The organism is Streptomyces sp. NPDC028419, assembly GCF_055565515.1.
The window spans coordinates 1-19,965 of sequence record NZ_JBVHUE010000030.1; the positions used below are offsets into that span (position 1 = coordinate 1).

Annotated in this window: 18 protein-coding genes; 12 read left to right on the top strand and 6 right to left on the bottom strand. The window is 73.5% G+C overall.

The features are described 5' to 3' along the window. The first annotated feature begins 175 nt into the window (after positions 1-175). The 4 genes from ACZ4UB_RS29415 to der all read left to right on the top strand — a co-directional run bounded on the left by ACZ4UB_RS29415 (position 176) and on the right by der (position 4,290). Positions 176-1,261 (top strand): prephenate dehydrogenase, encoded by a 1,086-nt coding sequence (locus ACZ4UB_RS29415; RefSeq protein ID WP_468074757.1) that lies wholly within the window; start codon positions 176-178, stop codon positions 1,259-1,261. Positions 1,262-1,398: 137 nt separating this feature from the next. Further along, complete coding sequence (gene cmk, locus ACZ4UB_RS29420; RefSeq protein WP_468074759.1) at positions 1,399-2,100, top strand: (d)CMP kinase; 702 nt, start codon at positions 1,399-1,401, stop codon at positions 2,098-2,100. Further along, positions 2,055-2,744 (top strand): lysophospholipid acyltransferase family protein, encoded by a 690-nt coding sequence (locus tag ACZ4UB_RS29425; RefSeq protein ID WP_468074761.1) that lies wholly within the window; start codon positions 2,055-2,057, stop codon positions 2,742-2,744. The genes cmk and ACZ4UB_RS29425 overlap by 46 nt, the downstream gene beginning before the upstream one ends. Before the next feature lie 76 nt (positions 2,745-2,820). Next, on the top strand, positions 2,821-4,290 hold the full coding sequence (gene der / locus ACZ4UB_RS29430) for a ribosome biogenesis GTPase Der (RefSeq protein WP_468074763.1): 1,470 nt from the start codon (positions 2,821-2,823) through the stop codon (positions 4,288-4,290). 24 nt (positions 4,291-4,314) lie between these two features. Here the strand turns inward: der and ACZ4UB_RS29435 are convergent, their stop codons facing one another. Both ACZ4UB_RS29435 and ACZ4UB_RS29440 read right to left on the bottom strand, forming a co-directional pair. Further along, positions 4,315-4,779, bottom strand: coding sequence for a hypothetical protein (locus tag ACZ4UB_RS29435; RefSeq protein ID WP_468074765.1), 465 nt, complete (start codon positions 4,777-4,779; stop codon positions 4,315-4,317). A gap of 232 nt (positions 4,780-5,011) precedes the next feature. Further along, positions 5,012-5,827 carry a hypothetical protein gene (locus tag ACZ4UB_RS29440; protein ID WP_468074767.1) on the bottom strand — a complete coding sequence of 272 codons (816 nt, stop codon included), beginning with the start codon at positions 5,825-5,827 and terminating at the stop codon, positions 5,012-5,014. A gap of 323 nt (positions 5,828-6,150) precedes the next feature. Here ACZ4UB_RS29440 and ACZ4UB_RS29445 point away from each other — a divergent pair, with 323 nt between their 5' ends. Together ACZ4UB_RS29445 and ACZ4UB_RS29450 are read left to right on the top strand one after the other, a co-directional pair. Then, positions 6,151-6,789, top strand: a complete 639-nt coding sequence (locus ACZ4UB_RS29445; RefSeq protein ID WP_468074769.1) for a transglycosylase family protein — start codon at positions 6,151-6,153, stop codon at positions 6,787-6,789. Between the two features lie 453 nt (positions 6,790-7,242). Then, complete coding sequence (locus ACZ4UB_RS29450; protein ID WP_468074771.1) at positions 7,243-8,160, top strand: helix-turn-helix transcriptional regulator; 918 nt, start codon at positions 7,243-7,245, stop codon at positions 8,158-8,160. A gap of 300 nt (positions 8,161-8,460) precedes the next feature. On the opposite strand, the gene ACZ4UB_RS29455 is transcribed toward ACZ4UB_RS29450, so the two are convergent. Further along, a complete protein-coding gene (locus tag ACZ4UB_RS29455; RefSeq protein WP_468074773.1) occupies positions 8,461-9,513 on the bottom strand; it encodes a phosphatase PAP2 family protein in 1,053 nt (350 codons plus the stop codon). 253 nt (positions 9,514-9,766) lie between these two features. Beyond that, positions 9,767-10,849 (bottom strand): hypothetical protein, encoded by a 1,083-nt coding sequence (locus ACZ4UB_RS29460; protein WP_468074905.1) that lies wholly within the window; start codon positions 10,847-10,849, stop codon positions 9,767-9,769. Positions 10,850-11,232: 383 nt separating this feature from the next. Between ACZ4UB_RS29460 and ACZ4UB_RS29465 the strand changes: the two genes are divergently transcribed. After that, on the top strand, positions 11,233-12,858 hold the full coding sequence (locus ACZ4UB_RS29465) for an MFS transporter (protein WP_468074775.1): 1,626 nt from the start codon (positions 11,233-11,235) through the stop codon (positions 12,856-12,858). Positions 12,859-12,988: 130 nt separating this feature from the next. Further along, positions 12,989-14,173, top strand: a complete 1,185-nt coding sequence (locus ACZ4UB_RS29470) for an acyl-CoA dehydrogenase family protein (RefSeq protein ID WP_468074777.1) — start codon at positions 12,989-12,991, stop codon at positions 14,171-14,173. 9 nt (positions 14,174-14,182) lie between these two features. Here ACZ4UB_RS29470 and ACZ4UB_RS29475 read toward each other — a convergent pair whose 3' ends face one another. Continuing rightward, entirely contained in the window at positions 14,183-14,641 is a 459-nt protein-coding gene (locus tag ACZ4UB_RS29475; RefSeq protein ID WP_468074778.1) for a cell division protein SepF, read from the bottom strand. Between the two features lie 284 nt (positions 14,642-14,925). Here ACZ4UB_RS29475 and ACZ4UB_RS29480 point away from each other — a divergent pair, with 284 nt between their 5' ends. The 4 genes from ACZ4UB_RS29480 to ACZ4UB_RS29495 all read left to right on the top strand — a co-directional run bounded on the left by ACZ4UB_RS29480 (position 14,926) and on the right by ACZ4UB_RS29495 (position 18,868). Then, positions 14,926-16,287 carry a DUF5685 family protein gene (locus tag ACZ4UB_RS29480; RefSeq protein ID WP_468074780.1) on the top strand — a complete coding sequence of 454 codons (1,362 nt, stop codon included), beginning with the start codon at positions 14,926-14,928 and terminating at the stop codon, positions 16,285-16,287. 109 nt (positions 16,288-16,396) lie between these two features. After that, the gene (locus ACZ4UB_RS29485) at positions 16,397-17,251 is read left to right on the top strand and encodes a DUF1684 domain-containing protein (RefSeq protein WP_468074906.1); all 855 of its coding nucleotides are present in this window, start codon (positions 16,397-16,399) and stop codon (positions 17,249-17,251) included. Between the two features lie 88 nt (positions 17,252-17,339). Further along, the gene (locus tag ACZ4UB_RS29490; protein ID WP_468074782.1) at positions 17,340-18,281 is read left to right on the top strand and encodes a S1 family peptidase; all 942 of its coding nucleotides are present in this window, start codon (positions 17,340-17,342) and stop codon (positions 18,279-18,281) included. 107 nt (positions 18,282-18,388) lie between these two features. Continuing rightward, positions 18,389-18,868 carry a hypothetical protein gene (locus ACZ4UB_RS29495; RefSeq protein WP_468074784.1) on the top strand — a complete coding sequence of 160 codons (480 nt, stop codon included), beginning with the start codon at positions 18,389-18,391 and terminating at the stop codon, positions 18,866-18,868. A gap of 31 nt (positions 18,869-18,899) precedes the next feature. Here ACZ4UB_RS29495 and ACZ4UB_RS29500 read toward each other — a convergent pair whose 3' ends face one another. After that, positions 18,900-19,799, bottom strand: a complete 900-nt coding sequence (locus ACZ4UB_RS29500) for a DUF4231 domain-containing protein (protein WP_468074786.1) — start codon at positions 19,797-19,799, stop codon at positions 18,900-18,902. Between the last annotated feature and the right edge of the window lie 166 nt (positions 19,800-19,965).

Consider the following 19,965-nt stretch of genomic DNA (forward strand, 5'->3'; position numbering starts at 1 on the left):
GTCGACACCGCGGCCACGAGCACCGCCCCTGCGCCCCCCCCCCCCACCCCCCCCCCCCCCCCCCCCCCCCCCCCCCCCCCCCCCCCCCCCCGCCCCCCGGCGCGTGCGGCCTGGCTACGCTGGACCCGCGCGGCAGAGTGCCTGCCCCGAGCGTGATCCACCCGAGGAGCCCCCAGTGAGAACCGCCGCCGTCATCGGAACCGGACTGATCGGCACCTCCGCGGCCCTCGCCCTGACCGCCCGCGGGATCACCGTCCACCTCAGCGACCACGACCCCACCCAGGCCCGCACGGCCGCCTCCTTCGGCGCCGGCACGGACGAACCCGCCGAGGGCAGGGTCGACCTCGTGATCGTCGCCGTACCGCCCGCGCACGTGGCCACGACCCTGGCCGACGCGATCCGGCGCGGTCTGGGACGGGCCTACGTGGACGTGGCCAGCGTCAAGGGCGGGCCGCGGCGCGAGCTGGAGGCCCTGGGCGCCGACCTGAGCGCGTACATCGGCACGCACCCGATGGCCGGCAAGGAGCGCTCGGGACCGCTCGCCGGCACCGCCGACCTGTTCGAGGGACGGCCCTGGGTGCTGACGCCGACCCGGGACACCGACCACGAGGTGCTGAACCTGGCGCTGGAGCTGGTCGCGCTCTGCCGGGCCGTGCCCGTCGTGATGGACGCCGACGCCCACGACCGGGCCGTCGCGCTGGTCTCGCACACCCCGCAGCTGGTCTCCAGCATGGTCGCGGCGCGGCTGGAGGAGGCCGACGAGAGCGCCGTGCGCCTGTGCGGGCAGGGCATCCGCGACGTCACCCGGATCGCCGCCTCCGACCCGCGGATGTGGGTGGAGATCCTCTCCGCCAACCCCGGGCCGGTCGCCGACGTGCTCGCCGGGATCGCCGCCGACCTGGAGGAGACCGTGCAGGCGCTGCGCGGGCTCCAGTCCGCGGACGAGGAGAAGCGGCGCGGCGGCGCGGACGGCATCGAGGACGTGCTGCGCCGCGGGAACGCGGGCCGGGTGCGCGTCCCGGGCAAGCACGGCTCCGCGCCGACCGTGTACGAGACCGTGACCGTGCTGATCAGCGACCAGCCGGGCGAGCTGGCGCGGATCTTCGCCGACGCCGGTCGGGCCGGGGTCAACATCGAGGACGTACGGATCGAGCACGCCAACGGGCAGCAGGCCGGCCTGGTCCAGCTCAGCGTGGAACCCCGGGCCGCCGCGGGACTCACGGCCGAGCTGCGCGAGCGGGGCTGGGCCCTGCGCCAGTAGGGTCCGGCGCCCTTCCGGCGCCCTCCCGGCGGCCCCCGGAACCGACCGGCGCCGGGTGCTCCGCCGAGTCGGTAACCTTAAGAGGGGCGTTTTCGCGCGCCCGGACACGTACGCGCAACCAGAAAGGTGCTCGCCCCGTGGAAACCGCCGCTCAGTCCGCCGTGATCGTCGCCATCGACGGTCCCTCCGGCACGGGCAAGTCCAGCACCTCCAAGGCCGTCGCCGCCAAGCTCGGGCTGCGGTACCTGGACACCGGTGCGCAGTACCGGGCCATCACCTGGTGGATGATCACCAACGGGATCGACCTCGACGACCCGCAGGCCATCGCGCTCGCGGCCGGCAAGCCCGCCATCGTCTCCGGTACGGACCCCGCCGCGCCCACCATCAGCGTGGACGGCCTCGACGCCGCCGGGCCGATCCGCACCCAGGAGGTCACCTCCAAGGTCAGTGCGGTCAGCGCGGTGCCCGAGGTGCGCACCCTGATCACCGACCTCCAGCGCACCATCGCCGCCGAAGCGGCGGCGACGGCCGCCGGGATCGTCGTCGAAGGCCGGGACATCGGCACCACCGTCCTGCCCGACGCCGACCTCAAGGTCTTCCTCACCGCATCGGCCGAGGCGCGCGCCGCCCGCCGCAGCGGCGAGCTGAAGGGCGCCCAGGACCTCGCGGCCACGAAGGCGGCGCTGATCAAGCGCGACGCGGCCGACTCCGGTCGCAAGACCTCCCCGCTGGCCAAGGCCGCCGACGCCGTCGAGGTCGACACCACGGAACTCACCCTCGACCAGGTCATCGAGTGCGTCGTGACCCTCGTGGAGGACAAGAGGGCGGGCGGCCGGTGAGCGAAACGCCCTCCCTCAAGGGTGCGGCGGTCGGCCGGCGGATCGGGATCGGGCTCATGTACGGGCTCTGGAAGCCCCGTGTGCTCGGCGCGTGGAAGGTACCGGCCTCCGGGCCGCTCATCCTGGCCGTCAACCACTCCCACAACGTCGACGGGCCCATGGTCATGGGCACCGCGCCGCGGCCCGTGCACTTCCTGATCAAGAAGGAAGCGTTCGTCGGCCCGCTCGGCCCCTTCCTGGAAGGGATCGGGCAGGTCAAGGTCGACCGCTCCGGTGCCGACCGGGAGGCCGTCACCCGCGCCCTGGGCGTCCTCGGTGACGGCGGAGTCCTCGGGATCTTCCCCGAGGGCACCCGGGGCGAGGGCGACTTCGCCTCGCTGCGCGCCGGCCTCGCCTACTTCGCGGTCCGCGGCGGAGCGCCCATAGTGCCCGTCGCGGTGCTGGGCAGCACCGAGCACCGTGGCAGGCTGGTCAAAGGACTGCCGCCCTTCAAGGGGCGGGTCGACGTCGTCTTCGGCGACGCCTTCGACGCGGGCGACGGCAGTGGCCGCCGCACCCGCACGGCGCTCGACGCGGCCACCGTACGCATCCAGGACCGGCTGACCCGCCACCTGGCCGACGCCAAGCGGCTCACCGGCCGCTAGGCGAGACTTGAACTCAGTAGTGGATCCGCGCGCTGCGGGTGCCACCGATCACCACGAACGACGAGGAACGGACTTCATGAACGACCAGCACGACCACGGAGCACTCGGAGACGCCGAGTACGCGGAGTTCATGGAGCTCGCCGCGGAAGAAGGCTTCGACATCGAGGACGTCGAAGGCGCGATCGAGGAGGCGGCCGCAGGCCCGCTTCCCGTCCTCGCCGTCGTCGGCCGCCCGAACGTCGGCAAGTCGACCCTGGTGAACCGCATCATCGGCCGCCGCGAAGCGGTGGTCGAGGACAAGCCGGGCGTCACCCGCGACCGCGTCTCGTACGACGCCGAATGGGCCGGCCGCCGCTTCAAGGTCATGGACACCGGCGGCTGGGAGCAGGACGTCCTCGGCATCGACGCGTCCGTCGCCGCCCAGGCCGAGTACGCCATCGAGACCGCCGACGCGGTCGTCTTCGTCGTGGACGCCAAGGTCGGCGCCACCGACACCGACGAGGCCGTCGTCAGGCTGCTGCGCAAGGCGGGCAAGCCCGTCGTGCTCTGCGCCAACAAGGTGGACGGCCAGAGCGGCGAAGCCGACGCGACCGCGCTGTGGTCGCTCGGCCTCGGCATGCCGCACCCGGTCTCCTCGCTGCACGGCCGCGGTACGGGCGACATGCTCGACGCCGTCCTGGAGGCCCTGCCCGAGGCCCCGCCGCAGACCTTCGGCTCCGCCGCCCCCGGCGGCCCGCGCCGGATCGCCCTCATCGGCCGTCCGAACGTCGGCAAGTCCTCGCTCCTGAACAAGGTCGCGAAGGAGGACCGGGTCGTCGTCAACGAGATGGCCGGCACCACCCGCGACCCGGTCGACGAGCTGATCGTGCTCGGCGGCATCACCTGGAAGTTCGTGGACACCGCGGGCATCCGCAAGAAGGTGCACCTCCAGCAGGGCGCCGACTACTACGCCTCCCTGCGCACGGCCGCCGCCGTCGAGAAGGCCGAGGTCGCGGTCATCCTGATCGACACGACCGAGAACATCAGCGTCCAGGACCAGCGCATCATCACCATGGCCGTCGAGGCCGGGCGCGCCATCGTCATCGCCTACAACAAGTGGGACGAGCTGGACGAGGAGCGCCGCTACTACCTCGAGCGCGAGATCGAGACCGAGATGCAGCAGGTCTCCTGGGCCCCGCGCGTCAACGTCTCCGCCCTCACCGGCCGTCACATGGACAAGCTGGTCCCGGCGATCGAGACCGCCCTGGAGGGCTGGGAGACGCGCGTCCCGACGGGCCGCCTGAACGCCTTCCTCGGCGAGATCGTCGCCGCCCACCCGCACCCGGTGCGCGGCGGCAAGCAGCCCCGCATCCTCTTCGGCACCCAGGCGGGCACCAAGCCGCCGCGCTTCGTCCTCTTCGCCTCGGGCTTCCTGGAGCACGGCTACCGGCGCTTCATCGAGCGCCGCCTGCGCGAGGAGTTCGGCTTCGAGGGCACCCCGATCCACCTCTCGGTGCGGGTGCGCGAGAAGCGCGGCTTCAACAAGAGCAAGAGCAACAAGCAGTAGTCGCACCCAGCGGGTGCACCGGGGTCAGTAGCCCCGGCGCGGAGCGGGCGGCAGGGCCGCCGGGATGTGCTGCATCCCGGTCTGGTGCTGCCGCCCGTTGCCGTATCCGGGGTTGGTGCCCGCGGTGGCGTAGCCCTGGGCGCCCTGGCCGGCGTAGGAGGGCTGGGGGACGTACGCGGGCTGGGGCGCGTACGAGGGCTGCCACGGGTCGGTCTGCCACGCGGAACCGTTCCAGCCGCTCGTGCTGGTCTGGCCGCTGTTGTACGCGCCCGGGTACCCGGTGGTGGCCAGTGCGCCGCCCGGAGCGGACGGGGCCGCCCCAAAGGCCGTGAAACCGAGGTCCTCCTCGCCGCTGCGGTCGCCCGGCAGGGCCCGGAAGGAGCGCAGGTACTCCGAGTACAGGGCGTCGAAGATCGGGGTGGGCGAGGGGGTGTGCGGCGCGGCGTGCGTCCCCTCCCGCGTCCCCTCCCGCGTCCATGCGGGGCGCATCGGGGGGATGGGGCTCGAAAAGGACGGGGCGCGGGAGGGATCGTATGAATGCACGTATCTGCCAACGAAACCGGCGCCCTGCGGATGCGGGGCGCCGGGGAGAAATCGCAGATCGCCGGGGGTGTGCGGGACGGACCGCGCACCCCCGGCGCACGCCATCGTCCGGCCCCCGCCCCGGACGGGTACGGGGCCGGGACCGGACGAGGGCAGTCCGGTGGGGGTGGGGCGGGGCTCAGGTGCCCGCGAGCGGCATGGAGGCCGCCACGAGCTTGCCGCCCGCCGCGGCCTTGTCGAGCGCGTCGCGCAGCAGGTCCTCGCGGGGCTGCTGGCCGATCGAGCCGACGGGGGCGGCGTAGACGAGCACGCGCTGGGTCTTGTTGACGGCGGCCCGCCAGCCGTCGGTGACCGAGAGCGCCTTGTGGGCCTGCCACCAGGAGGTGGGGGCGCCGCCGTCGATGCCGGGCTGGAGCACGGCGTGCAGCAGGCCCGCGGCGAGCAGCACCGACCAGCCGGACAGCTGCGAGGGCAGCGTGGAGGTGTCGGTGACCGGGACGAAGCCCTGCTCGATGAGGAGGGGCAGGAAGTCGTCGCCGGGGCCGTCGGTGCCGGGGCGGGCGATCGGCGCGGTCGGCTCGACCACGAGCGCGGGGTGCAGCTCGCCGCCGATCAGGACCAGCCCGCTGGTGATGCCGAGGACGGCCTGGCCGCCCGGTACGGCCTGGGGGACGTCGGGGGCGGCGAACGCGTCGCCGGGGCCCTCGGCGGCCGGGTCGGTGCCGGTGATGCTGCGGACGGCGCCCTGGAGCTGGGCCTCGGAGACGTTGACCACCTGCGAGGGGATGCACAGGGCGTGGGCGAAGGCGAGGACCGCGGTCTCCTCGCCGACGAACAGCACCGTGCTGGTCTGCTCGCGCTCCGAGTCCCCCGGGGTCCGGCACGAGGTGCAGTCGTAACTGCTCGGGGCCTGGTCACCGGCGAGCAGCCGGTTGGCTTCTTCGTCGCCGATCTCGGCGCGTACGTCATCACTGACCTCGAGCATGCGCGGCACGGAGTGACTCCTCGGACTACGACGGACCGGTGGGCCGTTCCGTCTCGGCGTGCGGGACCGGGCGGTTCCCGGCTCGCCGGGATCAACGGGGGAGTGACGGCCGGGGTCACGCCGGATGAGGGAACGGATTCGAACCTGACCCCCGGACGAGTGAACGGGCTGAACGGAGCGTTGCTTTCATGCCAACTCTTTTCCCTTTGTGCTCAGTTGGCGGCGTGGAATGCGCGATTCGCGAGGGCGGGGTGATCGGCCTTCCGGGTGGCCGCGCGGGGGCCGCCGCGTGGCGGGGCGGGGGTGCGAGGGGGGCTGCGTAGCGTGATCAGATGCCCACATTCCGGATCCGGGCGGCCGTGTTGGTGGCTGCCGCGCTGGTGTTCGTACCGTCGGCGGCCTCGCGCGGTTACGCGTCGGCCCCACCACCGCCCGCGCCGGGGCCCGCCGGGGTCTCGGCCGTCGGTGCGCCGGGGACGATCGGGAAGGGGGCCGGGGACTGCGGGCCCGGCGGCCAGTGGCCGTGGGACTGCGTGGCCGATTGCGAGAGCACGGGCCGCTGGAACGTCAACACCGGCAACGGCTTCTACGGCGGGCTCCAGTTCTGGCAGCCCACCTGGGAGGAGCACGGCGGGCTCCGCTACGCGCCGCGCGCGGACCTCGCTCCGCGGGAGCAGCAGATCCGGGTGGCGGAGGACGTCCTGGGGACGCAGGGGTGGGAGGCGTGGCCGGTGTGCTCGAAGCGGTACGGGTTGGTGGGGCGGATGCATGTGGTGCGGGGCGGGGATTCCTTGGACTCGATTGCTCGGTTGCATCGGGTGCGGGGTGGGTGGCGGGGGCTGTACGAGGCGAACCGGGGGGTGATCGGGGACCGGCCGGAACTCCTGGCGGTGGGCACGCTCCTGACCCTCCCCCCATCCACCCCGCCCCCGGTGGCCGTGCCGCCGACGCCGACGCCGCGCGTCCCCTGACGACGCCTCAAACGCCGGCGGGGCTGGTGTGGGCGGGCCGATTCAGCCCGCCCGGCGTTTGAGGGCCCGCCGGAGGCGACATTGGTCGCATGGCGTTCGGGGGTGGGGTGGCGAGCGGTTCGTGGTGCCTCCGGCGGCGCCTCAAACGCCGGCGGGGCTGGGATGGCCGGGCCTGATCCAGCCTGCCCGGCGATTTCGGGCCCGCCGGAGGCGCTATGGCGGGGCTGGTGTGGGTGGGCCGATTCAGCCCGCCCGGCGATTGAGGGCCCGCCGGAGGTCAGATCCGCCGTACGGGGTTCGGGGGGTGGGGTGGCGAGCGGTTCGTGGTGCCTCCGGCGGCGCCTCAAACGCCGGCGGGGCTGCAATGGGCCGGCGGGGCTGGGGTGGCTGGGCCTGATTTGGGCTGCCTGGCGATTGAGGGGCCTGGGGTGGGGCGCTGGCAGACTCGGGGGCATGTTGGAGAGTTCCGCTCGGTTGTTGCGGCTGTTGGGCCTGTTGCAGGCGCAGCGGGAATGGACCGGGTCCGGCCTCGCGGAGCGGCTCGGGGTGACCCCCAGGACCGTACGGCGCGACGTGGACCGCCTCCGCGAGCTGGGCTACCCGGTCGACGCCAGCCCCGGCACCGGCGGCGGCTACCGGCTCGGCGCCGGAGCCGAGCTGCCCCCGCTGCTGCTGGACGACGACGAGGCCGTGGCGGTCGCGATCGGGCTGCGGACCGGCATCGAGGAGGCCTCCGTACGCGCCCTGGCCAAGCTGGAGCGGGTGCTGCCGGCGCGGCTGCGCCACCGGGTCCCGGCCCTCGACGCCGGCCCGGACCCCTCCGTGCTGGCCGAGCTGGCGGCCCTGTGCCGGGACGGCGAACGGCTGCGCTTCGGCTACCGGGACCACGCCGGCGCGAGCACCCGCCGCACCGTCGAGCCGCACCGCCTGGTGTGCACCGAGCGCCGCTGGTACCTGGTCGCCTGGGACCTGGAGCGCGCCGCCTGGCGCACCTTCCGCGCGGACCGGATCGAGCCGAGTCCCCCGCACGGCCCCCGCTTCACCCCGCGCCCGCCACCGGCCGAGGGCGTCTCCCACCGCGGGTGCGCGGCGCGGGCCGTGGTGCGGCTGCGGCTGCCGGCCGAGGAGGCGGCGCGGACCATCGGGCCCTCGGACGGGGCGCTGGAGCCGCTGGACGCGCACAGCTGCCTGCTGCGCACCGGAGCGGTCAGCCTGGACGTGTTGGTGATTCACCTCATGCTGCTCGGATGCGAGTTCGAGGTCGTGGAGCCTCCCGAGCTCACCGCGCGGATCAGGGCGGCGCGGGACCTGCTCGGGCGCGCCGTGGGGCCGGCGGACGGGACGGACTCCCCGCGCGTGGAGAAAGGGTGAAGGTGCGTCGGGCAATGCGGACCCGGAATTCCGGGGGTCCGGACGGGAATTGCAATGAGCCTTCGTCCCGGGCGTGTCGCGGGCCGGTAAACAATTGCCGGGAGGAACTCGCCAGGCGGAACGACTGTCGGCAATCCGTGACACAAGCGTGACCCGGTTTGGACGAACACCTGGGCGTTCGGCTGACGCACGACTGCCGCGGTCCGGAGGATGATCCGGCTCGCGGCAGTCGGGTGGAGCGTGGAACGGGGCTCGGGCGGGATCGGGCTGTGCGTACCGTGCTCTCGCCCGGGCGCCGGGTCAGCCGCCGGCCACCGGGCGGGCCGCCGGGTTGCGTCCGGTCCGGTCGCGGTCGGTGTGCGGCGGGCGACGGCTGCCCGCCGGGGTGACCGGGGTCCGCTCCGAGCGGATGACGTGCGGCCGGGCGCCCACGTGCGGCGCCGCCGTACGGGTCGCGGTGGCGTGGCCGGCGCCCGCGGGCACCGCGGCGGGCTCCTCGGACACCGGAAGCGCCTCGGCCGCCCGCTGGACGAACACCTTGGCCTGGGCGGACAGCGGGGCGACGGGCAGTGCGGTCGCGCCCTCGCCGTTCCGGCGGCGCAGGCGCCAGGCGACGCGCTGCTCCATGATGAAGGCCTCGGCCCGGGCGATGAAGGGCTCGAACCACGGCAGGGCGAGCAGCACCAGCAGACCGGCGGCCCAGCCGAGCAGCACGTCGCTGACCCAGTGCGTACCGAGGTAGACGGTGGTGGCGCCGACGCTGAGGGCGACGATCGCGGAGGCCGTCGACAGCACCCGTCGGGTGACTCCGGTGGAGGCCAGGTAGGCCAGGATCCCCCAGGTCACGACGGCGTTGGCGGTGTGGCCGGAAGGAAATATATCGCCGCCGCCGAACATCTCGGCCGAGCCGATCTGGGTCGCGTAGTGCGGGCCGAGGCGGCCGAGGCCGAGCTTCACCGAGCCCACGGTCACGTTGAGCGCGAGCAGGGCCACGCCGAGCGTGATCAGCGGGCGCAGGGTGTGCTGGCGCCAGCAGCGCCAGCCGAGCCAGGCCATGACCATCATCGAGGTGGGGCCGCGCTGGCCCAGCACCACGAGGTAGTCGAGGAAGGCGTGCACCTGCGGCCACTGCTCGTACGGCCGGAAGAACATGAGCTGCCAGTCGAGCCGCACCAGCCACGAGGTGGTCAGTACGCCGATCACGATCGCCAGGTAGAACACGAGCGTCGCGCCGAAGAGCACGACACGGTGCCGGCTCATCTGCGGCACTTGCAGATGAGCCGGTCGTTCGGGTTCCCGGTCCAGGCGGGCGAACACCCGCTCCAGACGGGTGAAAATTTGGTCAGTACGCACCCAATCGACGTTACCGCGCGCCGATGGGCCGCCCGGTCGAATCCCGGGCTTTGTGATGACCATGTGATGTGGAGTTGGTCTCGTTCGGGTCTTTATTCCCCGGAATGCGGCAATGTCCTGAGGCTCGACTGCCGGAACGTGATCCACATGTGTCCTGAATAAGGTGACACACTTATCGGGATTTTATGGGGTCGGGAGCAATTACTTTGCACAAAGATGGATCGGAATTCCCCCTTCCGTTAGCCGGATCCCGTTACGGCGGGCCCGACCCGTTCAGCCACCAGGCGCCGTAGACCGCCGAGGCCAGGGCCAGCGCCCCCACCATGGCGGCCGCCCGCCCGGTCCGCCGGCGGGCCAGGGCCACCGCGACCGGCAGCAGCAGCGGAAAGGCCGGCAGCAGTAGGCGGGGCTTGGATCCGAAGTATCCCGAGGCACACAGTGCCAGGGCCACCACGATCCCGCCGTAGACCAGCAGGGCCGCGGGCTGCCGCTGGCGCACGCACGCCGCGCACAGCCACAGCACCAGCGCGACCCCCGCCAGCAGCCCCAGGCCCGCCAGCACCCCGGGCAGCGTGGCCGAGCCCAGTCGACCCCCGATGAAACGCGCGAAGGCCCAGCCGCCGTCGAAGCCGTTGCCCCAGCCGGCCTGCACGTCCAGGTAGCCGAAGAGCCCGCGCCCGGTGTGCGCGCCGACCCACAGGACGTAGGCCGCCGCCCCCAGCGGGGCCAGCGCCGCCCCGACCGCCGTCCGCCAGCCGCCCCCGCCGCGCCGCCGGGCCAGTACGGCCGCCACCCAGACCGCCGCGACCACCGCGGCCCCGACCGGCCGGGTCAGCCCCGCCAGCGCGGCCAGCGCGCCCGCCCACACCCAGTTGCCGCGCAGCACCCCGTACAGGGCCCAGGCGGCCAGCGCCGTGAAGAGGGCCTCGCTGTAGGCCATGGACTGCACGATCCCGACCGGCAGCGCGGCCCAGAGCGCCACCGCCAGCACCCCGGCCCGGCGCCCGTACAGCAGGTCGACGACCGCGAAGATCCCCCAGGCCGCGGCCAGGGACGCCGTCCACGCCACCACCAGCCCCGCATCGCCGTACGCCATGCCGGTCGGCGCCGACACCGCCCGCTCCAGCCACGGCAGCAGCGGGAAGAAGGCGAGGTTCGAGTGGACGTCGCCGTTGGCCAGCACCACCTCGTACCCGTAGCCCTCGCCCGCGACCCGCGCGTACCAGAGGGAGTCCCAGCGGGCGGAGAGCAGCGTGTGCGCGCTGCTGCCCGCGGCCAGCCCCCACAGCCAGAGCGCGAGCAGACCCAGGGCCCGCAATGCGGCGAAGGCGGCCAGCGCGGGCGCGACCCGGCGCGGGGTCGGGGCCGGCGCGGGGTCGGGGGTGGGCTCGGGCGGCCGGTTCGCGGGGTGCGGTGGCGCGGGCGGGGCGGGTGGGGCGTGATCGTTCACGGGATCGATTATCCGGGCCGGCGGAGCGGACCACGGCCCGTGACCTGGCGTGTACGCCGGTGGGGGAGGGGGAAGGGGGGAGCTGCGCCGTGACGTACCGCACCGCGCGGACGTGATCGGGATGAGAGCTTGGCCACGTCGGCGCCGGCTCGAACTCGCGTACGCTGTCCGTTCACTCGCGCGTCGATGCCGGACCCCGTGGGCCGCCGCCCTCCGCGGCCGTCGGACGCTGGTCCGCCGCGGCGAGGGCTCATCTGGGAGGTAGATGCATGTCGGGGACGAACACCCTCCGGCAGCGGATCGGCGCGCTCGCGGGAGGCGCCAACCGCTGGGCCGTACTGGCCGTCCTCTGCGTCAGTCTGCTCCTCGTCGCGCTCGACGCGACGATCCTGCACGTCGCCGTCCCCTCGGTCACCGAGGACCTGCGCCCCGGCTCGATCGAGCTGCTGTGGATCGTCGACGCCTACCCCCTGGTCTGCGCCTCGCTGCTGATCCTCTTCGGCACCCTCGGGGACCGGGTCGGCCGCCGGCGGATCCTGCTGCTCGGCTACGGGCTCTTCGGCGTGGCCTCGGTGATCGCCGCCCTCGCCGACAACGCCCAGGTGCTCATCGCCGCGCGCGCCCTGCTCGGCATCGGCGGCGCGATGATCATGCCCGCCACCCTGTCGATCCTGCGCACGGTCTTCCCCGACCGCCGCGAGCGGGCCCTCGCGATAGGGATCTGGACCGCGGTCGCCGCCGTCGGCGCGGCCAGCGGTCCCGTCATCGGGGGCTTCCTCGTCCAGCACTTCTGGTGGGGCTCCGTCTTCCTGATCAACATCCCGCTGATGGCGCTGATCCTGCCGCTGGGGCGGTGGCTGCTGCCCGAGTCCAAGGGAGCCGACGACGGGCCCTGGGACGTGCTCGGTGCGCTGATGGCCGCCGGGGGCGTGCTCGGCACGGTGCTCGGGGTCAAGCGCGCGGGCGCCGACCGGACCTTCCTGGAGGTCGGGGCGGTGGTCCCGGTGCTGATCGGGGCCACCCTCCTGGTCTTGTTCGTCCGCCGGCAGAGGCGGCGCGAGCACCCGCTGATCGATATCGGGATGTTCTCCCGGGTGGCCTTCTCCACCTCCGTGGCCTGCATCGTGCTCGCCATGCTGGCGCTGGTCGGGCTGGAGCTGATCGCCGTCCAGTACCTCCAGCTGGTGCTGCACCTGAGCCCGCTGGAGACGGGGCTGCGGCTGCTGCCGCTCACCTTCGCGGCGATGGCGGCGGGCGCCACCGGCTCGTACACCCTCCAGCGGGTCGGCCCGCGCGCGATGGTCTCGCTGGGCTTCACGCTCACCGCGTGCTCCGTGCTGCTGCTGACGCTGATGGGGCTGGACGACCGGCCCTGGCTGCTCACCTTCGGCTTCGTGCTGCTCGGCTTCGGGCTGCAGACCACGCTCTTCGCGGCCTACGAGTCCATGCTGAGCGAGGCTCCGGCCAGCAAGGCGGGGGGCGCGGCGGCGATCGGCGAGACCTCCTACCAGCTGGGTGCGGGGATGGGCATCGCGCTGCTCGGCAGCGTGATGAACGCGGCCTACATCCCCGGGCTGCGGGAGGTTCCCGGGGTCTCGGCGGTCGATTCCGGGCGGGCCTCGAACTCGCTCGGCGAGGCGTACCAGGTCGCGCGGAGCCTGGGCGGGTCGGCGGGGGAGACGCTCTACTCCGCGGCCCGGCACTCCTTCGTGCACGGGCTGCACGTGACGTTGTTGGTGAGTGCGGGGCTGTTGTTCGCGGGGGCGGCGATGGCGTTGAAGTTGCCGCGGGGGTTGGAGGTCGAGCCGGGTTCTGCCGAGCCGGTGCGGATCCCCGGGCAGGCGGGGCCCTGTCCGGACCCGGTCGCGGGTCCCTCCGCCCAACGCTCCTCCTGACCCCGGAGCCCCGGACCCCGCGCCTCGAACGCCGGCGGGGCTGAGATGGGGGGTGGGGGTGGACCCGGGGTGTGAACGGTGGCTAACTTGCAGCGCTAGGTTTTGTTTCCAGGTGCGCCGGGAGGCCCTCGTGTCCGCGTCGAAAACGCCGTTCGTCCCCACCGATCCCCTCGGGCTCGACGAGCTGCTGAGTCCCGAGGACCTCGCGGTGCGGGACACCGTACGGGGCTGGGCCGCCGACCGCGTGCTGCCGTACGTCGCCGAGTGGTACGAGAAGGGCGAGCTGCCCGGGATCCGGGAGCTGGCCCGCGAGCTGGGCGCGATCGGCGCGCTCGGCATGTCCTTGACCGGGTACGGCTGCGCGGGCGCCAGCGCCGTCCAGTACGGGCTGGCCTGCCTGGAGCTGGAGGCCGCCGACTCGGGGATCCGCTCCCTCGTCTCCGTACAGGGCTCGCTCGCCATGTACGCGATCTGGAAGTACGGCTCCGAGGAGCAGAAGCGGCGCTGGCTGCCCGGCATGGCCGCCGGTGAGCTCATCGGCTGCTTCGGGCTGACCGAGCCGGACGTGGGCTCGGACCCCGCCGCGATGCGCACCCACGCCAAGCGCGACGGCGCCGACTGGGTGCTGAACGGGCGCAAGATGTGGATCACCAACGGCTCGGTCGCGGCCGTCGCCGTGGTCTGGGCGCAGACCGACGAGGGGATCCGCGGCTTCGCCGTGCCCACCGACACCCCGGGGTTCTCGGCGCCCGAGATCAAGCACAAGTGGTCGCTGCGCGCCTCGGTGACCAGCGAGCTGGTCATGGACGACGTACGCCTGCCCGCGGACGCGGTGCTGCCCGAGGTCGTCGGCCTGCGCGGGCCGCTCGGCTGCCTCAGCCACGCGCGGTACGGGATCGTCTGGGGGTCCATGGGGGCGGCGCGCGCCAGCTTCGAATCGGCCCTCGGCTACGCGAAGACGCGCGAGCAGTTCGGGAAGCCGATCGGCGGCTTCCAGCTCACCCAGGCCAAGCTCGCGGACATGGCCCTGGAGCTGCACAAGGGCATCCTGCTGGCCCACCACCTGGGGCGCCGCATGGACGCGGGCACCCTGCGGCCGGAGCAGATCAGCTTCGGCAAGCTCAACAACGTCCGCGAGGCGATCGAGATCTGCCGCACCGCGCGGACCGTCCTCGGCGCGAACGGGATCTCCCTGGAGTACCCCGTCATGCGGCACGCCACCAACCTCGAATCGGTGCTCACCTACGAGGGCACCGTCGAGATGCACCAGCTGGTCCTGGGCAAGGCACTCACCGGCCTCGACGCCTTCCGGTGAGCGCCCTGCTCAGCTCTGGTTGAAGAAGTCGCGGGTGCGCCCGCCGGACTCGCCGCTGACGATCTGGGTGTCGGCCGGGGTCAGCAGGAAGACCCTGGTCGCCACCCGCTCGATCGAGCCGCGCAGGCCGAAGGTCAGGCCGGCCGCGAAGTCGACCACGCGCTTCGCGTCGCCCGGGTCCATCGAGGAGAGGTTCACGATCACGGGCACGCCCTCGCGGAACAGCTCGCCGATGCCCCGCGCGTCGCGGAAGCCGTCAGGGGTCACCGTGGCGATCCGCCGGCCCTGCTCGACGGCCGACTCGGACGCCACCTGGACCCGCGGGTCGGTGACCCACTGCTCGCGCTCCACACCGCCCGTGTGGTTGCTCTGCGCCGCGGCCTCCGCGTACTCGTCGTCGTAGTACCGCTCGTCACCGCTGTCCTCAACGAGACCCAACCAGGCACTCGCCTTGCGTACCGAACCCATGGACGCCTCCTTTCACCGGGGGTCTGTCTGTCATCTTCTCCGCGTCCCTATGGTCGACCATGATGCTGACAACGCGCCAAGTGGATAGTCGCCGCGCAGGGGTTTCGTGACGGTACTGGTGCAGAACATCCGGTGCGGGCCAAGGTTCCAGGCGTCTACCCGCTGCTGACTGAGTGAAAATACGATCGCTGCATCTGTTCAGGTGACCGCAGGGGGCGTACGGGTGAAGGACCTGGCTCGATACGATGCCCCGCACGCACGCGCTTGACACACGGGGGAACCACTTGTTCGGCATCGTCAGACCCTGCACGCACCGGCTCGGGGACCGGTTCAAGACGGAATGGATGGCCCATCTCTGCGGGCTGTGCCTGGCACTTCGCGGGGACCACGGTCAGTTCGCACGGGTCGTCACCAACTACGACGGGCTGCTCGTCTCCGTTCTGACGGAGGCTCAGTCCGGACCGGCCCCGGGCTCCCGGCGCACGGCGGGCCCCTGCCCGCTGCGCGGGATGCGCACCGCGCCGGTGGCCAACGGCGAGGGCGCGCGGCTGGCCGCCGCCGTCTCCCTGGTGCTCGCCTCGGCGAAGGTGCGGGACCACGTGGCCGACCGGGACGGTCTGTTGGCGCGGGCTCCGCTGGCCGCCGCCGCGCGCACCGTGGCCCGGCGCTGGGACCGCGCCGGCGCGCGCACCGGGGCCTCGCTCGGCTTCGACACCGCGGTGCTCGTGGACGCGGTGGACCGGCAGGGCGACATCGAGGCGCTGGCCGGGCTCGGCACTCCGGTGCTGCGGGTGACCGAGCCGACCGAGACCGCCACGGCCGCCGCCTTCGCCCATACCGCGACCCTGGCCGGCCGGCCAGGCAACGCCCCCGCCCTCGCGGAGGCGGGCCGGTACTTCGGCCGGCTCGCGCACCTGCTGGACGCGGTGGAGGACCAGGCCGCCGACGCCGTGGCCGGGGCCTGGAACCCGCTGACGGCCACCGGAACCTCGCTGGTCGAGGCCCGGCGGCTGTGCGACGACGCCCTGAGCGGGATCCGGCTGGCCCTGCGGGAGGTCGAGTTCGTGGACGCGGGGCTCGCGCACCGGCTGCTGGTGCACGAGCTGCGGACCTCGGTGGACCGGGCCTTCGGGACCAGCTCCTGCGGGCACGCGGGCAGCGCCGCCGCCGGCCACGCGCACGCGCACGGCCAGGGGCAGGGCCAGGGCTTCGGCGCGGCGCCGCCCGGCTGGGACGCGGGGAGCGGGGGCCCGTACGGGAACGGCGCCCAGGGCGGGAACCCGTACGGCGCGAACCCCTACGGCGCGAACCCGTACGCGCCGACCGCGCCCGGTGGCCCCGCGGCGCCCCCGCCGATGGGCCCGGGCGGGGGCGGGGGCGGCTGGGGCGGCGGTCCGGGCGGCTCCGGCGGCCTGCCGCCGCAGAAGCCGCGACGCGGCCTGCTGGCGGGCTGCGCGGTGGCCATCGGGCTCTTCTGCACCTGCCAGATCTGCTGCACCGACTTCGAGGACCCCTGGTCCCGCAAGAAGCGGGACGCCTGGTGCGACAACTGCGATTGCGACTGCTGCAACTGCGACTGCGGGTGTTGCGGTGACGGCAGCTGCTGTGACGGCTGCGACTGCTGCGACTGCGGGTGCGACTGCTGACGGCGCCCTGAGGCGGCGTCAGGGCGGGTCCGTACGGCGTACCTTGCGACGTCGGTGGGCCCGATCCGCGGCGGCGGTATGGAAATGTGACCGCATGGTCTCTGACGTAATGGGCGCCACGGGCACAACAGGCACAGCAGGCACAACAGGCGCAACGGAGACGGCCGACGCCGTCGCCGCCTGGGAGCGCTGGCACGCGCACCGGGTGGAGGCGGTGTCCGGTCCCTACGGCCCCCTGGCCCTCACCGGCACGCACTGGCTCACCGATCACCCGGAGGGTCGAATTCCGGACGTTCCGGGGCGGTGGCGCGAGACGGACGCCGGAGTCCTCCTCGCCGCCGGCCCCGGCGACGGGCTGACCCTCGACGGCGAGGACTTCGCCGGCGAGGCGGTGCTCGGCGCCGACGACGGCCCGCCGTCGGCCTCCCGGGTCGCGGCGGGCGCGGTCCGGCTGGTGGTGATCCGGCGCGAGGGGGCGTGGGCGGTCCGCGGCTACGACCCGGACGCCCCGGCCCGCAGCGCCTTCACGGCGATCGAGGCCACCCCCCACGACCCGGCGTACGTGCTCCCCGGGCGCTTCCGGGCGTACGACGAGGACCGGACGGTACAGGTCGAGAACGCCGACGGGCGCGCCCGCGGGCTCGGCCTCGGCGGCGAACTCGCCTTCGAGTACCGCGGCTCCCCGCACGCCCTCCAGGTCGCCGTGGACGAGGACGACGGCAGCCTGTGGGCCGTCTTCGGCGACGCCACCGGCGGGCGCGGCAGCTACCGCTTCCGGTTCCTGCGCCCCGGAGTCCCGGCGGCCGATGGTTCGATCACGGTCGACCTGAACCGGGCGCTGCTGCCTCCCTGCGCCTTCGCGGACCACTTCATCTGCCCGTTCCCGCCGCCCGGGAACACCCTGCCCTTCGAGGTCGCCGCAGGTGAACGGCGGCTGGAATCAGCCCTTGCTACCGGTATCTGACGCCACCACACTCCCGGTCAGTGCTTGTCAGGTGCACGGCCAGGATCCCCAGTCCGCCGCGCCCCGATTCCCTCCGGGAGGACGAGAAATGAGCTTCAAGCACATCCCCCACATCCCCCACGCCCCCATCCCCTCAGCGCCCCGCGGGCGCACCCGCGCCCGCAACCGGCTCGCGGTGCTCGCCGCGGGCCTCGCAGCCGTCGCCGCCTTCACCGTCCCCGCGACGGCCAGCGCCAGCTCCGAGGCCGACTCGGGCGGCCTGAGCGCCGACCGGCTCGCCGCCGTCGGCGCAGCCGTCCAGCGCGCCGACGTCGCGGGCACCGCCTGGTACACCGACCCGGCCACCGGCACCCTCGTGGTGAGCGCCGACTCCACCGTCTCCGCCACCGACCTCGCCAGAATCAAGCGCGAGGCCGGGACGGACGCCGGAGCCCTGCGCGTGGAGCGCACCGCGGGCACCTTCCGCAAGCTGCTCTCGGGCGGCGACGCCATCTACGCGTCGAGCTGGCGCTGCTCGCTGGGCTTCAACGTCCGCAGCGGGAGCACCTACTACGCGCTCACCGCCGGCCACTGCACCGACGGCGCCGGCACCTGGTGGACCAGCTCCTCGCACACCACCACCGTCGGCAGCACGGTCGGCTCCAGCTTCCCGGGCAACGACTACGGGCTCATCAAGTACGCGAGCAACTCGCCCGTGCCGCCCGGAACCGTCGGCAGCCAGGACATCACCAGCGCGGCCAACGCCACCGTCGGCATGTCCGTGACCCGGCGCGGCTCCACCACCGGCATCCACAGCGGCTCGGTGCAGGCCCTCAACGCCACCGTCAACTACGGCGGCGGCGACATCGTCTCCGGCCTGATCCGCACCAACGTCTGCGCAGAACCGGGCGACAGCGGCGGCCCGCTCTACTCCGGCACCCGGGCCATCGGCCTGACCTCCGGCGGCAGCGGCAACTGCTCCAGCGGCGGCACCACGTTCTTCCAACCGGTGACCGAGGCCCTCTCCGCCTACGGGGTCAGCGTCTACTGACCGCGGCTCGTCCCGCGCGCCCCCGTGCGCACCCTGGACGTCCCCCCGCCTTCTGGGAGGATGTCGTGGACGTCCAGGGTTCGGCCGTCCACGGGGGAGGCTCGGCTATGAAACGCATCGGGGTGACCGGCCACCGGTCCCTTCCCGACGAGGTGATCGCCCACGTCGAGGACGGGCTGCGGGCCGTGCTCGACGGCCACGACGGCCCGCTGGAGGCGCTGTCCAGCCTCGCGGAGGGAGCGGACCAGCTCTTCGCCGACATCGCGCTCCAGTGCGGGGCCGACCTCACGGTGGTGATCCCCAGCGACGACTACGAGGCCACCTTCGGCGGCGGCGCGCCGCTCGCCGGCTTCCACCGGTTGCGGGGACTGGCCACGCAGGAGGTCCGGCTCGACTTCGCCCGCTCCACGGACGAGGCGTACTACGCGGCGGGCACCTTCATCGCCGACAGCTGCGACCGGCTCGTCGCCGTCTGGGACGGCCTCCCGGCCCGCGGGCACGGCGGCACGGGCGAGATCGTCGCCTACGCACGGGCCCTCGGCAAGCCCGTCACCGTGCTGTGGCGGGCGGGCGTCGTACGGGACTGACCCGGTCGTACGACGCCCGCCTTCCGGTGCCTCAACTGCTGTGCCGGGCCAGCCAGTCCGTGTGCTGCGGGGAGACGTAGCGCTCGGTCTCGTAGACCGCGGACGGCCACTGCGTCTCCGTGATCGTCGTCTGCATCACCACCATCATCGCGGACAGGTCCTGCTCGATCAGGGTGTGCGCCTCGATCAGCGGATGGTGGCGGCGCACCTCGTTCCAGGCGATCCCGGCCGCCGCGGCGGCGCTCAGCAGCGCCGTCAGCCGCGTCCCCGGCCCCGACCCGAAGGCCCCGAGCAGCGCGAACAGCAGCGCCACGCAGGTCAGCAGCACGATCGACCACGACCACACCGCCGTGGCCCGCCGCGACACCTCCGTCTTGCGCTGGTACCACTTGCGCTGCTCGATCAGCCGGTCCCGCACGTACGTCTCGCGCCGCACCTGGTAGTCGAGGCCCCGCAACCGGTGCATCGCCCCGGTGATCTCCCCGCCCTCGGGCAGCATCCCGGAAGCGCGCGGATCCTCCCAGCCCATCTTGCGCAATTCGTCCAGACCCGCCTCCAGCCGGGTCCCGTACACCTGCGCCACGCCCGCCACGTCGCTGCCGAAGGGCGCCCCGTGGACGGCGTACCGCCAGGCCAGCGACTTGATGAACTCCGCCGCGCTGCGGTTGAGCTGCCACTGCGGGCGGGCCCGGCGCCGGGTGGCGCGCATCCCGACCGCGAGCACCCCCGCGTACGCCAGCGCGCTCAGCATCCCGAACAGGTGCAGCGACCCGATCCGGTCGGCCGAGGACGGCAGCGCCGCGGCCGCCGCGGCCGTCACGAGCAGCAGCAACTGCGCCCGGGTGGCCTGCGTGGACTCCCGCTGTCGGGAGATCGCCGCCTGGTCGGTGTGGTGGAAGAGGGCCGGCAGGTCTTCGTTTCGAAAGGTCATGCTGTCGGTCACAGCGAACCCCCCAGTCTGCTGTCCAGTGGTGCGCGGTGGGGGGGGGGGGGGGGGGGCGGGCCCCCCCCGCCCCCCCCCCCCGCGGGGGTGGGACAGCGCACAGGCCCGCGACCAGGGGGGTCTAAAGGGTGCTTGTCGTGTCTGGAGGGGAGGA

What these genes read in the sequence shown, in the direction of transcription:
- ACZ4UB_RS29450 (WP_468074771.1), top strand. Translation starts at nt 7,243, where the DNA reads ATGTTGGAGAGTTCCGCTCGGTTGTTGCGGCTGTTGGGCCTGTTGCAG.
- ACZ4UB_RS29475 (WP_468074778.1), bottom strand. Translation starts at nt 14,641, where the DNA reads ATGGGTTCGGTACGCAAGGCGAGTGCCTGGTTGGGTCTCGTTGAGGAC.
- ACZ4UB_RS29485 (WP_468074906.1), top strand. Translation starts at nt 16,397, where the DNA reads ATGGGCGCCACGGGCACAACAGGCACAGCAGGCACAACAGGCGCAACG.
- ACZ4UB_RS29495 (WP_468074784.1), top strand. Translation starts at nt 18,389, where the DNA reads ATGAAACGCATCGGGGTGACCGGCCACCGGTCCCTTCCCGACGAGGTG.
- ACZ4UB_RS29465 (WP_468074775.1), top strand. Translation starts at nt 11,233, where the DNA reads ATGTCGGGGACGAACACCCTCCGGCAGCGGATCGGCGCGCTCGCGGGA.
- ACZ4UB_RS29490 (WP_468074782.1), top strand. Translation starts at nt 17,340, where the DNA reads ATGAGCTTCAAGCACATCCCCCACATCCCCCACGCCCCCATCCCCTCA.
- ACZ4UB_RS29500 (WP_468074786.1), bottom strand. Translation starts at nt 19,799, where the DNA reads ATGACCTTTCGAAACGAAGACCTGCCGGCCCTCTTCCACCACACCGAC.
- ACZ4UB_RS29445 (WP_468074769.1), top strand. Translation starts at nt 6,151, where the DNA reads ATGCCCACATTCCGGATCCGGGCGGCCGTGTTGGTGGCTGCCGCGCTG.
- der (WP_468074763.1), top strand. Translation starts at nt 2,821, where the DNA reads ATGAACGACCAGCACGACCACGGAGCACTCGGAGACGCCGAGTACGCG.
- ACZ4UB_RS29435 (WP_468074765.1), bottom strand. Translation starts at nt 4,779, where the DNA reads ATGCGCCCCGCATGGACGCGGGAGGGGACGCGGGAGGGGACGCACGCC.